Genomic DNA, 13,880 nt, shown 5'->3' on the forward strand with positions numbered 1-13,880 from the left:
GCGGCGCCTGTACGCCGCCGTTTAGCCGCTATGATGCGGCGGAAGTGTCTTTAGTTTGATCCAAATCCTTGCGGTAGGATACCATCAGCTGATCGATTTTAAAGTTTTCGGTATCGATAATTTCAAATTTATATTTATCGTACAGAACAAAATCGGTTTTTTTCGGAATTTTGCGCAGAATATACATCATAAAGCCGGCGATGGTTTCGTAGTTCTCTTCATCGGGAAAACTTTCAATATCCAGCGCACGCATAACATCTTCCAAGGGAGTTGCACCGTCAATCAACCAGGAATCTTCGTCCCGGCGGACAATTTGCTCTTCCTCGCTGGACACCAGCTCGCCCATAACGATACTCATTACGTCATTTAGGGTAACTATACCAACCACCAGTGCATATTCATTCACAATAACGGCAAAATCCTCGCCGGCAGATTTAAACAGTTCCAGCACTTCATACAGGGAAAGCGTATCCGGGATAAACAGCGGTTTGCGCAAAATACGCTGATCCGTAAGCGCCACTTGCTCCTCCTGCAGATACAGGGTAAGCAAACTATGGGATTCCACATAACCCAAAATTTTATCCGGCCCGTTTTCACAAATCAGAAATTTGGCATGGGAATGGGATTTTAAGGTATCCATCACCTGCGCCCGGCTGAAAGAGCGGTCGAAAAATACGATATTTTCGCGCGTAGTCATGGTGGAAGTTACGGTGCGCTGTTGCATATCAAAAATATTTTCAATCAGATAATGTTCCTGCGCTTTCAATACGCCGGCTTCGGCGCCGGCATCCACCATGGCGACGATATCTTCCGAAGTCATGCTATCGTGGCGTACGGTAGAAATCTTAAATAAACGGAATAACCCGTTGGCAACGGAATCGAAAATCCACACCAGCGGTTTAAATACAATGATACATAGGCTCATCAGCCCGACCACCCGCAGCGCTACCGCTTCCGGATAAGTAATCGCCAATCGTTTCGGCATTAAATCCGCCAGCAGAATAAAGGCACTGGTTACCGCCAGAAACGACCCCCAGGCCGCCGCACTTTCAATCCATTCTCCGGCACCGTAATGGGATAACATAGTCTGCAAATAAGGGCGTACGGCACTTTCGCCGATCATTCCGCCGAATACCGCCACCATATTCAGTCCGATTTGCACCACCGTAATAAAGCGCCCCGGGTGTTCCTGCAGTTCCAGAACCTTCTCCGCCCGCTTATCGCCCTCATTGGCCATGGCTTGTAATTTAAGACGACGCGCACCGGCAAGAGAAATTTCGGCGGAGGAAACTATGGCACTGATAATAATCAGCAAAGCCAGAATAAAAATAGCTTCAATTAAATTCATAATCTTGTGTCAATATGGTTGAAAGCGGGACGCTTTATAGCGTCCCGATCAATATTATTCGCTGTCAAACCAACCGCGAATCAACTGAATAGAGAAAAACAGGGTGATCAGCCCCAGAAAATAGAAAATATAGCTGAGAATCGGATGTGATGTTTCGCCTTCGGCCACTTCGTTGATAGAAACCGCATTGCGGAATTCATCGAACATCACTAAACGCCAGCCATAGTATTTAACCTGAACCCAGCGTTGTTCCTGAGCAAAATTAGCGGCTTTTGCCTGCAAATCGGCAGAACCGAATTTAAAGTAAAAAGGAAATCCCCAACGCGTATCTTCGTTGCGGTAAACCATAGGCTTGCTTTCATCCGCTCGCTGAGTGTAAATATAATATACGTCGCGGGTCGGCCCGTCCGCCGGATTGGCTTTAGTAATAGGCCCGTCCTTATCCACTCGTTTTACATCTACGCCGGTAACCCGGGTGGTTTCATAATGAGGGAAAACGAAATAAATTCCCGCAAACAGCACCCCATGAAATAAAATAACTACGGTAAAAAGAAAATATTTGATGATTTTGCGCATAATCTGACCCTTTGCTCCAAGACCTTTCGATTATAACACGCTTATGTTAAATAAACGTTCAAAATTTTGTGTGCTAATCCGAGCAAATTCCTGCGCCGATACCCCTTTCAGGGCCGCAACATATTCGCAAACTTCGCGGGTATATGCCGGTTGATTCTGCTTACCGCGATAAGGTACCGGCGCCAAATAAGGCGAATCGGTTTCCACCAGCAAACGTTCCAAAGGCACCTTGCGGATAACATCGCGAATAGCTTCGGCATTTTTAAAGGTGATGATGCCGGAACAGGAAATATAAAAGCCTAAATCCAGCGCCGCCTCCGCCATTTCTTGATTTTCCGTAAAGCAATGCAGTACGCCGCCGCATTTTTCCGCATGATTTTCGCGTAAAATAGCCAGGGTATCCGCACGGGCGCTACGGGTATGAATAATCACCGGCTTCTTAAGCTCATTGGCAACCTCAATCTGTTCGGCAAAAACCTTTTGCTGCAAGGCTTTGTTTTCTGCGCTGTAATAATAATCCAAGCCGATTTCCCCGATGGCCACGACCTTGCTGTCTTGCGCCAAGCGATACAGACGTTCGCGCTCAAAGGGTTCTTCGTCTAAATCCAGCGGGTGCAGCCCGCAAGCCAAAGAGACCTCATTGCGATGAGCCAGCGCATCACGCATTTTTTCAAAGCGGCTCATGGTTACTCCGATGGATAAAATATGCTTTACGTTGCGTGCCTTCGCTTTCTCGATCACATCATCAATATCCTGATGTAAATTTTCATAATCCAGCGCATCCAAATGGCAATGGCTGTCCACAATAAACATAATGCTCGTTCCTTAATAATTTGGTAATAACCGCTCTTAGGCGGTTTCTTTATTGATTAGTAATTTGCTCAGTCCGTCCAACAATATCAGTTCCTGATTCACCCCATTAATCGTGGCCAAATCCGAACGGATATTCTGCATAATACGATAGGCGCGCAGCAAACTGGCGGCGGACTGACGTTCGGCAAACTGATTAACCGCTTTGCTAAAATCCGTATTTAGCCAATGTTGAGAAATATTCAGCCGGGCTTTAAGCGCATCGGATAAAAACGAAATCAACCAGTCGAGCTGCTGAAAAATAATCTCTTTATCAAAATGGGGCAGCAGTTCCAGCGGATCCTTACGCTGATAAAAACGCCAGAACTGAGTAAAAAGTATAAGGCGCTTTTGTAACATTTCCCCTTGTAGGCAATCCCGTGCACTCAGTACCCTACCGTAATTGATCCTTAGGGCGATAGCGATATCTTGTGCAGAGGCAGTGCATTCCTCCATCAGCCATTGGGCCGCCTTTTGCGTGCTGGGGCAATGAATCACCCAAGGTTGACAACGGCTGTAGATGGTTGCCGGCAGGGCGGCGGAAATATCGCTTTGCAGTAAAAAATAAGTTTGCGGCCGAGGTTCTTCCAATGTTTTTAACAACGCATTGGCGGCGTTTTCCGTCAAGCGTTCCGCCCCCTGTAAATAAACCACTTTGTTACCGCCCTGCTGTGCGTGCTGGCTGACTTTTTCGCTGATTTCACGCACCTGATCCACACCTATATCTTTATTTTCTATGGGCGCAAGCAAATAAAAATCGGGGTGAGAACCGGCCCGAAATAACTGACAGGAATGACATTGACCGCAAGCTTTCTGCGCCGCATTGATATGCTGACACAGCAGTAAATTAGCCGTTGCCTTCGCCAGCTGCTCCGTGCCTATACCGCTTTCGCTTCGCAACAACAAGGCGTGATGACCGCGTCCGTTCAAAAAGGTCTGACGAATTTTTTCATAATCGGGCAACAACCAAGGATATAAATTCAGCACCATAGCCCTCCGTTATTTTCCGGCGGGAGACGGAGGCGATAAAAACCCCGTCGAGGCGAATATATGCGGAAAGGGCGGGAAAATAACCGAGGCTCGCATACGCTATTCTCCTGCGGCGGAGCTATCAAGCAAGCCGAGCCGAACCGCCTCGACAATATCCGCAGCCACCTTTTCCGCCGACTGAGAGGCATCAATCAACACCGCTTTCGGATTATTTCGTACCAACTGCAAATAACGGCTGCGAGCCCGGGTAAAAAACTCGATATTCTGTTGCTCGATACGATCCAATGCGCCGCGTCCTCTGGCCCGAGCCAAACCGAGCTGAGGATCAATATCCAAATATAGGGTCAGATCCGGTTCAAAATCACCCAATACCGCTTGCTTGAGCTGATTCAGTAATTTATCCTCCAGACCGCGCCCGCCGCCCTGATAAGCTTGGGTAGACATATCATGGCGATCGCCGATTACCCATTTCCCCGCTGCCAGCGCCGGACGAATAAGGGTCTCCACTAATTGAGTTCGGGCGGCGTATAGCATCAGTAACTCCGCCTTATCGGTGGTATGTTCACCCTCGCAACCTTCTTTCCACAAACGACGCAGCGCTTCAGCAATGGGGGTGCCGCCCGGTTCCCGAGTAGTGATAAAATCAATCCCCCTTGCCCTTAATAAGGAGCGGATTGCATTTACCGCAGTGGTTTTACCTGCCCCTTCCAATCCTTCGATAACAATAAATTTGGCGCTCATTATTTGTCCTTTTGCTTACTTCTATACCAGCGCAGATATTCCTGCACCGCTCGATTATGTTCGCTCAGGTTGCGACTGAATTTATGCCCGCCCGAACCGTCCGCCACGAAATACAGAAAATCGGTTTTAGCCGGCTTCGCCACCGCTTGCAAAGAACTTTCGCTCGGCATGGCGATGGGGGTCGGCGGTAATCCCTCAATCACATAGGTATTGTAAGCGGTGGGCCGTTCCAGATCCTTTTTACGAATATTGCCTTGATATTCATCGCCCATACCGTAGATAACCGTAGGATCCGTTTGTAATTTCATTTTCCGTTTCAAGCGGTTGATAAAGACCGAGGCCACTTGCGGCCGTTCCGCCGCAATGGCGCTTTCCTTTTCTACAATGGAAGCCAGAATCAGCATCTGATAAGGGTCTTCCAGCGGTAAATCGGCCTCCCGTTCACGCCAGGCTTTTTCCAGCGCCTGTTTCATTCTTCCCGCGGCGCGTTTCAACAAAGCCAAATCGGTGGAATTCGGTGTGTAGTTATAGGTATCGGGGTAGAGCCAGCCTTCGATTTTTTTCTGCTGCTGCAATAAACCCATATCCGGTAATTCCAATAGGGCAAAAATCTCCGCTTCCGATTTACCCGCTAAGCTTTGGGTTAAATGGGGTGCCCGCTGCAAGGTGCTTTGCCAGCTTTTAAAGGTATCGCCCTCAATAAAACGAAGGCTGAACTGCGCCTCCTTACCCGAATTAAGCAGCATTAACAAATCCCGCAGGGTTTTCACCCCCTTCAGCGCATAAGTCCCCGCTTTCACCTTATTCAGCTCAGGTTCCAGTTTCAGCCACCATGGCAGCCATTTTGCCTCCCGAGCCGGAATAATATTTTCCTGCACCAACAGATCCGCCAGTTTTTTACCGCTGCTGCCGCGGTTTAAAGTCAGCAGTTGATCCGGCCGTACATTCACTTCCAATAGCGCCAGTCGCTGCAGACGATGATAGCCCCAGAAACCGGCACCGACGGCCAGCATTACCACAAGCAGAAAGATGACAAAACATTTTTTCATAATAAATATGCACAATCCCTGATAAAAACCTGCAAGATTTTACCACAGGGAATACAAAAGTGCGGTCGTTTTTGCTAAAGTTTTTAGCCGTAGGCCATCGCCTTATCTATGCCATAAACCAAAATCTCGGCGGGCGATTACCCGCCGTGGCGGAAAAGCGATACCCATTCTCTCTTATGCGCAAGGGTCATATTATGCTGCCGAACTATTTTGAAAACCCCGAAGTACTTCATCTGAATACTACGCCTCATCATGCTTATTTTATTCCCCACCCGAGCAAACACAGCGCCCTTGCCAAGGCCAGGGAGGAATCCGATTATTTTATCGGCCTGAACGGTAATTGGAATTTTGCCTATTTTGATAGTTATCAGGATCTGCCGCAGGATTTCCCGGCGCTGTCGCCGAAAGATTCGATACCTGTTCCCTCCAACTGGCAGCAACAGGGCTACGATCGGCACCAGTACACCAATATCAACTACCCGATTCCCTTTGACCCGCCCTATGTTCCCCTGCAAAACCCCTGTGCGCTGTATCGGCGTAGCTTTCATTTGCAACCCCGTGCCGACAAGCGCTATTTACTTAATTTCGAAGGGGTGGACAGTTGTCTGTATCTCTACATTAATCGCCGTTTCGTCGGTTATAGCCAAATTAGCCATTGTAGTTCCGAATTTGATATCAGTACTTATTTATGCGCGGGCGAAAATGAAATCATGGTACTGGTGCTGAAATGGTGCGACGGCAGCTATCTGGAGGATCAGGATAAATTCCGAATGTCGGGCATTTTCCGCGACGTTTTCATACTCTGTCGGGAGCAAAATTATCTGCAGGACTTTTTTATCCGTACCCAGGTCAGTCCGGATCTGCAAAGGGCGCAGTTATGGGTCGAACCCGTCTTCTCACAACATATGCGGGAAATCGAATACCAACTGCTAGATCCTCAGGGGCAGCTGATACAAGAAGGGCGAGGCAATCAATGGCAAATTGAACTGCGTGATATCCGTCTGTGGAATGCGGAGGATCCGCAGCTCTACAGCCTGATTCTACACTATGGCGAAGAATTTATTCTACAGCGCATCGGCCTGCGCCGGATCGAAATCGAAAAGGGGATCTTGCTGATTAACCGGCAGGCAATAAAATTCCGCGGGGTAAACCGCCATGACAGCGATCCCCACAGCGGCTATGCCATCGGCCGGGAACAAGCAATTGCGGATCTGCGCCTGATGAAAGCCCATAATATCAATGCGATTCGCAGCGCCCATTATCCGAACTCGCCCTGGTTTGCCGAATTATGCGATCAATACGGTTTTTATCTTATCAGCGAAAGCGATATCGAAGCACATGGCGCCAGTATGCAATATGTTTCCGTACCGGAGCAGAGTATTCTGTTGAATGTAAAAAACCGTTGCGAACATGAACGCATCAGACAACAAACCATCGATAATTTTTGCTATTTCGCCCGTTCGCCCTTATTTAAGCAGGCGATTTTAGACCGCACTTACGCCCATTTGGAACGGGACAAAAACCGCACCTCTATTGTTATCTGGTCGCTGGGTAACGAATCCGGTTACGGCGAGAACTTCGAAGCCGCCGCCGCTTGGGTTAAAACTCGAGATCCCTCCCGTTTAGTTCATTATGAAAGCGCCATTTATCAGCATTCCGAGCATCAAAACGATCTTCGGCATCTGGATTTTCACAGTGAAATGTATGCCGCTCCGGAAGATATTGAAGCTTATTTTGGCACGGAAGGGGATAAAAAACCCTTTTTACTCTGTGAATACAGCCATGCCATGGGCAATTCCAACGGTGATGCGGAAGATTATTTTCAAATTTTTGAACGCTATCCCGGCGCCTGCGGCGGTTTTGTCTGGGAATGGTGCGATCACTCGCCTTATTTGGATCAGACAAAGAAAAAACTCGCTTACGGCGGCGATTTCGGCGAATATCCTCATGACGGCAATTTCTGCGTAGACGGACTGGTTTCCGCCGAGCGTATTCCGCACAGCAACCTGCGGGAACTGAAAAACGTTAACCGTCCGATACGCGCCGAACGAAAAGGCGACAAAATAGCCGTCAGAAACTATCTTGATTTTACCGATATCGCAGATTATCTGATTATCGAATATGAATTCAGCCAAAATACCGAAACTATCCGCAGCGGACAACTAAAAATCCGCTGCGCTCCCCATCAAAGTGTTTTTTTACCGCTGCAACTGCCGCCGCCAAACGGGCAATTACAATTATTGGATCTCCGCTATCGACTGGCAAAAGCCGCTCCTTTACTGGAGGAAGGGCATATCCTCGGCTTCGATCAACTGACATTATCCGGGCGTTTAAACCTATCCCATCTGTTACCCGCACAATATGCCGCCGCCCCTTTGCAAACGGAAGAACAGGACTATCATATTCATATTCGCCACCCGCGCTTTAGCTGTAGTTTCGATAAAAACAGCGGTACCCTGAGCGCACTGGAAAAAGACGGCCGAGCGCTTCTTCAGCGCCCTCTTGAATTTAATATTTGGCGGGCGCCCACGGATAATGATCGGCTAATCAGCGAATGCTGGCAAAATGCCGGCTACGATCGCGCCTACAGTCGCTGTTATGCAAGCCATTTACAGGCCTATGGACAAGAAGTGCTTATCCGCACCCGCTGCGCTCTGCTGGCCGTTTCCAAAAGCAGGATCCTGACCCTGGAAGCGGATTACCGTTTGCAAAATAACGGCAGAATAGAAATCGCGCTCCGCGTCCAACGACCGCAAGCACTTCCTTATTTACCGCGCTTCGGCCTACGCCTGTTTTTGAGCAAACAACAAAAGTTGGAATACTTTGCTTACGGCCCGGACGAAAGCTATATAGATAAGCGACAAGCAACAAAACTCAGTATCTATCGCACCGATGCGGCAAGCAATCACAGGGATTATCTGAAACCGCAGGAAAACGGTAGTCACTGGGGTTGCGAATATATCAAAAGCGAGGATTTTCTGCTTTATTCGGATCAAGCCTTCAGCTTTAATTTTTCCCCTTACTCTCAGGAAGAACTTTGTGCAAAAACGCATAATTATAAGCTGAGCGAATCTGAATACGATATTTTATGTATCGATTACAAAATGAGCGGTATAGGTTCAAACTCTTGCGGCCCGGCATTAAAGCAAGCCTACCGCCTAGATGAAAAGCAATTTGAATGCAGATTTTTACTGGATTTATATTAAAGGCTATATGCCTAATATACGGCTGAAAATTTCAGCCGTATATGTTTTGGATAAATGCGCTTTATGCCAGATTGATCCCTTTACCGATAAGATAAAACTGGCCGCCGGCAACATAATGCAGGGTACGCAATTCATCAGGCACTTGATCAAAGCGCCAATGTCCGTCGGCAAAAATACGCTCATCCGCCCAAGCCGCCATAATTTCCCCGATAAATAAATCATGGGCTTGCTGATTGTGCGGTTCGGGAATCAGTTTACATATCAACCAGGCGGCGCAGTCGCGCACTAAGGGAAGGTCAAATCCGTCCTGATAAAATAGCGATAAGCGATCCAACTTATGAGGTACATCTTTACGGCTTTGTCCCATTGCCATCACCAATTCCGCCTGTTTAGCCACCGGAATCTGTATGGCGAAATAACCGCTCTTTTCAATCAATTGGCGGGTGTAGGCAATTTTATCCACCACAATGGTTAATTTTGCCTGAGGTGCATAATCCAAAGCGCACACCCAAGCCGCCGACATTACGTTTTCAATGCCATTATGCTTGGCTGAAATCATTGTGGTCGGTCCGTGGTTCAGTAAGCGATAGGCTTTTTCTATAGGTACGGGTTTGATGGCCATAAATTTATTTCTCTAAAATAAAAATTCTTCAAAAAAGAACCGCACTTTTATAGCGGTGCGGTTCGCTGATTTACATGCGCTTAAATATCCAGGGGCTGCCAGCCTTTACCTTTCAGCGGCGGCAGCCAGTCGCCCCCCTGTACGCATAATTGCCACAGGTGATCGGGAATTCCGTAATGATCCGGGCGGGCGGGATCCAATTCGACAACAATTTCATTTTCCCGACCGTCGGCAATCAGCTTAGCGAACTGCGGATTGAGCATTACCGTTTTACCTACATCGATAAATTCCGCCCAGCCCGTTTGATAAGCGGCTAAAACCTGGTCGGCGCTAAATAAATTTCCAACCCCAATCAGGGCGATTTTACCGACGGTGCGTTGATGAATAGCGGCCATTCTTGCCAAGTTCGTATCGGCGCCACGGCGAACTTTTTTATAGAAATCCCATAAGGAAACGTGCAGATATTGTAAGGATTTCTCCATTAATCCATCGACTAAGCTAAGGGTTTCTTTCATGGTCAGCCCTTTCTCTCCCGCTTCTTCCGGAGAGAAACGATAACCTAAAATAAAATCGGGGCGCTGATGTTTTTCCCGTACCGCAATTACCGCATCCACCACGGCCAGAGGAAAAGCAAGGGGTTCGCCCCAAGGGTCCGTACGTAAATTGGTTTGTGCAGAATAAAATTGCTGAATGAGATAAGCATTGGCACCATGAATTTCCACCCCGTCAAAACCGGCTCGAATAGCCAGCTCGGTGGCATGAGCAAAAGCATTCACCAAATCCTGTACTTCCTGCTCGGTTAAAGCCTCCGCCCCATTTATGGCGGAAGGCGCCGTAACTCTGTCATTTAATTCGGGCAGGCTGAGAGCGCCGCCGTGATGAATCTGTAAAATCGCCTTTGCCCCTTGTCCCTGAATAATCCGAGCCACTTCCCTTAAACTCGGTAAATCTTTCTCGGCAACGGCTTCCGGCTGCCCGGCAAAGGCTTTACCGCCCTTAGCAACCAGCGTAGCTGCAGTAATAAATAAACCGAAATCCGTTGCCCGATGTTGTAAAAATCGACGTTCCTGTTCACTTAGGCTACCGTCTTCGTTTGAGGCGAAATGCGTCATTGGGGCTACGGTTAAGCGGTTTTTAACCCTTACTCCGTTATTTAAGGTATAGGGTTCAAAAAGCGGTTGATATTTAGGGTTCATTTGTGTTCCTTTAATTTCTTTCCAGCGGTCGCTTTATTCGGAGAAATCCCAATAAAAATCCACCGCTTACGATGATATGATTAGTAATGAGCGTGAAAAATCTTACTAATGATAATCCATTTTCCGTCGATTTTTAACAAATTGAAATAATCGGTAAAACCGTAACCGCTCAACTCATCCGTATCCACTCTGGCAGAAGCGGCAGTACCGCTGATATCAATATAGGCAATGGCGACACGCGGGTTGTCAGAAGGTTTAAAATGATTATCAATGGTTGGAAATAATGTATCCGCAACCGCTCCGCCGCTTAATTGACCATTTTCGTCCGCATTGTACATTGTGGCAACCTTATGGAACGCCGGGCGCATAATTTCACTTTTAGCCTGTTTACCGCCCTCGCTGTATTGGTTAATTAACAAATGTTCAATGGCTTTATAATCCTGGGTATAGGTTGGTTTTGTCATTATGGGCTCTCCTCAATAGTTGCTAAAACGGCCCCCTGCCGTTTATTGAGGAGCATTTTAGGAAGAATTATGATATAAATAAAATCATCATTTTATATATCTATTATTAATATGAATAATATCAACCAACTGGATCTTAATCTGTTAAAAGCCCTGAATGCCTTACTGGAGGAACGCAGCGTTACCAAAGCTGCCAAGCGGCTTGCTCTCACTCAGCCGGCGGTCAGCTCAATGTTAAATCGTCTGCGCCATCGCTTTGAGGATCCGCTATTTATTCGAGCGGCGCACGGTATTATTCCTACGGAACGCGCCTTGGCCCTTGCGGAACCGGTTAAACGGATTCTGTGTGAAATTGATGCCTTGGTACAAAAGCCCGATTTTGTTCCCGCCGAATTAAACATGAGCCTACGTATTGCCGCCACCGATAACGGTTTTAATCATATTTTGCCCGCCTTTAGCCATAGGCTGCGTCAAATTGCGCCGAATATTAGGCTGGCGACCTTTTCTATCCAAGGGCGCCCAATTGAAGCCATGCTGGAAAAGGGAGAATTAGATCTTATTATCTGCTCGGATTTAGCCTTACCGCCAAATGTTCGCTATCGTAAGCTCTATAACGAACATTATGTATGTCTTATGCGCACCCATCATCCTATTGCCGATAAGCCTCTGGATTTAACCAGCTTTTGCGCTCAACAGCATATTTTGGTTTCTTACAGCGGCGGGCGCTTTGACGGAGCGACGGATAAAGCCTTGGCGGCAATGGGACATCGGCGTAACGTAGCCATATCGCTGAATAATTTTCTGCTGCTACCCGAACTGCTGCGCCAAAGCGATTATATTGCCGTTGCCCCTCATCATCTGTTACAGCATCAACAGGGAATTATCGCCAAACAACCGCCCTTGCCGATTCAGGGATACAGTAAATGCCTCGCCTGGCACGAGCGCACTCATCACAGCCCGGTTTATCGCTGGTTAAGGCAACAAATTATTGATCAATTTACAGAAAACCAAGGATAAAGTGCGGTCTGTTTCATCAGTGTTTTTTATGCGCTCAGCACTTATAAATCCACCCTTTTACCGACATCCTTAAGTTTGGCGTATTGTTCAATCAGTTTCGGGCTGTCGTCCAAACCGGTGGCGAATGTCCATAAATAGGTCATTACCGCATAAATATGTCCGGCGTTTAATTGGCTATTATGGGTCATCATACTAATGGCAATGGCGAATAATATTGCCATTGCACTACCAATATAAATAAAATTTAATGCTTCCCGATTGGAAATATAAATTCTTAATTTTGCCATTAATTGGTAATGTTTATTTAATTGATAAGCTTTTGCCGAACCGATAAATCCTACTTCTTTTTCCAATCTATTATTTAATTTTAAATATAAGTAATCGATTTTTCTGACAAATCTGGGAATAAAAAAAGCAAAAATAAATAAAATAACGCTACAAGCAATACCTAGCCAAAATTCAATCAATAATAACATTATTACCGAGCCGACAATGGAAACCAATGAGGTGATAAATATCGGTAAATGGGTTTCAAAAAAATCGACGAACTCTCGTGAAAGGGCCACTCTTGCACTAATGGAAGAATGGGATTTCCCCTGTTTTCGCTGATTTAAAATCACCGGCACGGCAAGCGCCGAGTAAATTCGAGCAAAAGTTTGTGTATCCACTTTTCGCCGTAACCCGCCGATTAACCAAAATACCAACACAATCACCGCATAGCTAAGGGCTTGTATCAGTTCCCCCTTCATCATTGCATTGATGGAAAAACCGGCAAAAACGGGATAGGTTAAAAAGAGTAGGTTTTCAACCGCCACCAAGGAAAAAGTAATCATTAATTTACGATGATAATCTAACGCAATTTTTTTAAGGCTATGCCACATTTTTTACACCTAAAATCAAGGTTTCTCATTGAAAGAACGCCAGTATAAAGGTTAAACTTGGTTTAAGGTCAAGTCTTCTCTATGGGTAATCAAGCTAAAAATGAAAGCCTTATTCAAATTAGATCAAGTCGCTAAATTATTAAATATTCCCACCTCCACTTTACGTTACTGGGATAAACAGGGATTAATTCGATTTGAACGCAACCGCCAGAATCAATATCGTCAAATTTCACTGCATAATTTATGCCAATATTATCGATGTCATAGAATTTCGGGAAATGGATATTGCCGTAGAACAGGTTAAACAGATTTATAAGATGGACGAAAGCGCATTACTGGCGCTATTAACCGAAAATAAACATAAACTCGGCGAGCAAATTAAACAAATAAAACAAAGCTTGAAAAAAATAGAATTAAAGCAGCGCGCATTAGAAAGAATTATGCAGCTGAAATCGCAGCCGCTATGCGTCGAATATAAGCAGCTTCCCGCCATTTATGCGGTGGATCTTTATCAGGCTGAAGATGTTAAACAATCTATCACGCCCTTTCAATCGGCGGATCTGTTTTTGCCGGAAAAACCGGAAGATTGCCAATTCGGTATGTTCCTCCCCAATAAAACGGGAAAACTGTTACGTCCGGCGGATTCTGAAGCGAGATTATATTTAACCGGTTTATTGACCTGGAATCACTACAGTAATCAGCATAATTTAGTACAGTTATTCGATGAATGTAAGGCCATGGGCTATCGGCCCTGTTATGCCGTTAGTAACTTTCTTGCCTTTGCCGCCGACAGCCGCCGGGGAACGCAGGATTATGCCGAAGTCTGGATTGCGGCGGAGCAGGAAAACCAAGATTAACCCTCTCTCTAAGTATGCGCCCCCCTTTCCGTTCCGTTCCGTTCCGTTCCGCATAGCAAAGATAATCTCCCTCGTTCGAAGCTA

General features: G+C 46.5%; 13 protein-coding genes and 1 pseudogene. 4 read left to right on the forward strand and 10 right to left on the reverse strand.

From position 1 onward, the window contains the following. Window positions 1-28: 28 nt before the first annotated feature. The 6 genes from paeA to mltG all read right to left on the reverse strand — a co-directional run bounded on the left by paeA (window position 29) and on the right by mltG (window position 5,553). Window positions 29-1,348, reverse strand: a complete 1,320-nt coding sequence (gene paeA, locus EDC45_RS05140; protein WP_133544152.1) for a polyamine export protein PaeA — start codon at window positions 1,346-1,348, stop codon at window positions 29-31. A 54-nt stretch (window positions 1,349-1,402) separates the two neighbouring features. After that, entirely contained in the window at window positions 1,403-1,924 is a 522-nt protein-coding gene (locus EDC45_RS05145; RefSeq protein ID WP_133544154.1) for a DUF1523 family protein, read from the reverse strand. A 30-nt stretch (window positions 1,925-1,954) separates the two neighbouring features. Further along, window positions 1,955-2,737: a TatD family hydrolase gene (locus tag EDC45_RS05150; RefSeq protein ID WP_133544156.1), complete on the reverse strand. Its 783-nt coding sequence runs from the start codon at window positions 2,735-2,737 to the stop codon at window positions 1,955-1,957. A 36-nt stretch (window positions 2,738-2,773) separates the two neighbouring features. After that, window positions 2,774-3,763, reverse strand: a complete 990-nt coding sequence (locus EDC45_RS05155) for a DNA polymerase III subunit delta' (RefSeq protein ID WP_341777538.1) — start codon at window positions 3,761-3,763, stop codon at window positions 2,774-2,776. A gap of 99 nt (window positions 3,764-3,862) precedes the next feature. Then, on the reverse strand, window positions 3,863-4,507 hold the full coding sequence (tmk, locus tag EDC45_RS05160; RefSeq protein WP_208107250.1) for a dTMP kinase: 645 nt from the start codon (window positions 4,505-4,507) through the stop codon (window positions 3,863-3,865). Further along, window positions 4,504-5,553 carry an endolytic transglycosylase MltG gene (gene mltG / locus EDC45_RS05165; protein ID WP_133544160.1) on the reverse strand — a complete coding sequence of 350 codons (1,050 nt, stop codon included), beginning with the start codon at window positions 5,551-5,553 and terminating at the stop codon, window positions 4,504-4,506. The genes tmk and mltG overlap by 4 nt, the downstream gene beginning before the upstream one ends. A 191-nt stretch (window positions 5,554-5,744) precedes the next feature. Here mltG and EDC45_RS05170 point away from each other — a divergent pair, with 191 nt between their 5' ends. After that, window positions 5,745-8,759, forward strand: coding sequence for a glycoside hydrolase family 2 TIM barrel-domain containing protein (locus tag EDC45_RS05170; protein WP_133544508.1), 3,015 nt, complete (start codon window positions 5,745-5,747; stop codon window positions 8,757-8,759). A 61-nt stretch (window positions 8,760-8,820) separates the two neighbouring features. Here EDC45_RS05170 and EDC45_RS05175 read toward each other — a convergent pair whose 3' ends face one another. From EDC45_RS05175 to EDC45_RS05185, 3 genes are all read right to left on the reverse strand, one after another. Continuing rightward, window positions 8,821-9,381 carry a flavin reductase family protein gene (locus tag EDC45_RS05175; protein ID WP_133544162.1) on the reverse strand — a complete coding sequence of 187 codons (561 nt, stop codon included), beginning with the start codon at window positions 9,379-9,381 and terminating at the stop codon, window positions 8,821-8,823. Window positions 9,382-9,461: 80 nt separating this feature from the next. After that, entirely contained in the window at window positions 9,462-10,577 is a 1,116-nt protein-coding gene (locus EDC45_RS05180; protein ID WP_133544164.1) for an NADH-dependent flavin oxidoreductase, read from the reverse strand. Window positions 10,578-10,657: 80 nt separating this feature from the next. Continuing rightward, complete coding sequence (locus EDC45_RS05185; protein ID WP_133544166.1) at window positions 10,658-11,041, reverse strand: nuclear transport factor 2 family protein; 384 nt, start codon at window positions 11,039-11,041, stop codon at window positions 10,658-10,660. A gap of 111 nt (window positions 11,042-11,152) precedes the next feature. Between EDC45_RS05185 and EDC45_RS05190 the strand changes: the two genes are divergently transcribed. Continuing rightward, window positions 11,153-12,058 carry a LysR family transcriptional regulator gene (locus EDC45_RS05190; protein ID WP_133544168.1) on the forward strand — a complete coding sequence of 302 codons (906 nt, stop codon included), beginning with the start codon at window positions 11,153-11,155 and terminating at the stop codon, window positions 12,056-12,058. Window positions 12,059-12,099: 41 nt separating this feature from the next. On the opposite strand, the gene EDC45_RS05195 is transcribed toward EDC45_RS05190, so the two are convergent. Further along, window positions 12,100-12,939, reverse strand: a complete 840-nt coding sequence (locus tag EDC45_RS05195) for an ABC transporter six-transmembrane domain-containing protein (protein ID WP_133544170.1) — start codon at window positions 12,937-12,939, stop codon at window positions 12,100-12,102. Window positions 12,940-13,039: 100 nt separating this feature from the next. Here EDC45_RS05195 and EDC45_RS10500 point away from each other — a divergent pair. Both EDC45_RS10500 and EDC45_RS05205 read left to right on the forward strand, forming a co-directional pair. Further along, a pseudogene (locus EDC45_RS10500) lies at window positions 13,040-13,132 on the forward strand (MerR family transcriptional regulator); the annotation flags it as partial. 1 nt (window position 13,133) lies between these two features. Next, window positions 13,134-13,796 (forward strand): hypothetical protein, encoded by a 663-nt coding sequence (locus EDC45_RS05205; RefSeq protein ID WP_243728768.1) that lies wholly within the window; start codon window positions 13,134-13,136, stop codon window positions 13,794-13,796. Window positions 13,797-13,880 lie beyond the last annotated feature (84 nt).

The organism is Mesocricetibacter intestinalis, assembly GCF_004363295.1.
GTDB classification, from domain to species: domain Bacteria; phylum Pseudomonadota; class Gammaproteobacteria; order Enterobacterales; family Pasteurellaceae; genus Mesocricetibacter; species Mesocricetibacter intestinalis.

Coding starts and splice junctions, on each gene's coding strand:
- EDC45_RS05195 (WP_133544170.1), bottom strand. CDS start 12,939: ATGTGGCATAGCCTTAAAAAAATTGCGTTAGATTATCATCGTAAATTA.
- EDC45_RS05150 (WP_133544156.1), bottom strand. CDS start 2,737: ATGTTTATTGTGGACAGCCATTGCCATTTGGATGCGCTGGATTATGAA.
- EDC45_RS05145 (WP_133544154.1), bottom strand. CDS start 1,924: ATGCGCAAAATCATCAAATATTTTCTTTTTACCGTAGTTATTTTATTT.
- EDC45_RS05190 (WP_133544168.1), top strand. CDS start 11,153: ATGAATAATATCAACCAACTGGATCTTAATCTGTTAAAAGCCCTGAAT.
- paeA (WP_133544152.1), bottom strand. CDS start 1,348: ATGAATTTAATTGAAGCTATTTTTATTCTGGCTTTGCTGATTATTATC.
- EDC45_RS05180 (WP_133544164.1), bottom strand. CDS start 10,577: ATGAACCCTAAATATCAACCGCTTTTTGAACCCTATACCTTAAATAAC.
- EDC45_RS05185 (WP_133544166.1), bottom strand. CDS start 11,041: ATGACAAAACCAACCTATACCCAGGATTATAAAGCCATTGAACATTTG.
- EDC45_RS05155 (WP_341777538.1), bottom strand. CDS start 3,763: ATGGTGCTGAATTTATATCCTTGGTTGTTGCCCGATTATGAAAAAATT.
- EDC45_RS05175 (WP_133544162.1), bottom strand. CDS start 9,381: ATGGCCATCAAACCCGTACCTATAGAAAAAGCCTATCGCTTACTGAAC.
- mltG (WP_133544160.1), bottom strand. CDS start 5,553: ATGAAAAAATGTTTTGTCATCTTTCTGCTTGTGGTAATGCTGGCCGTC.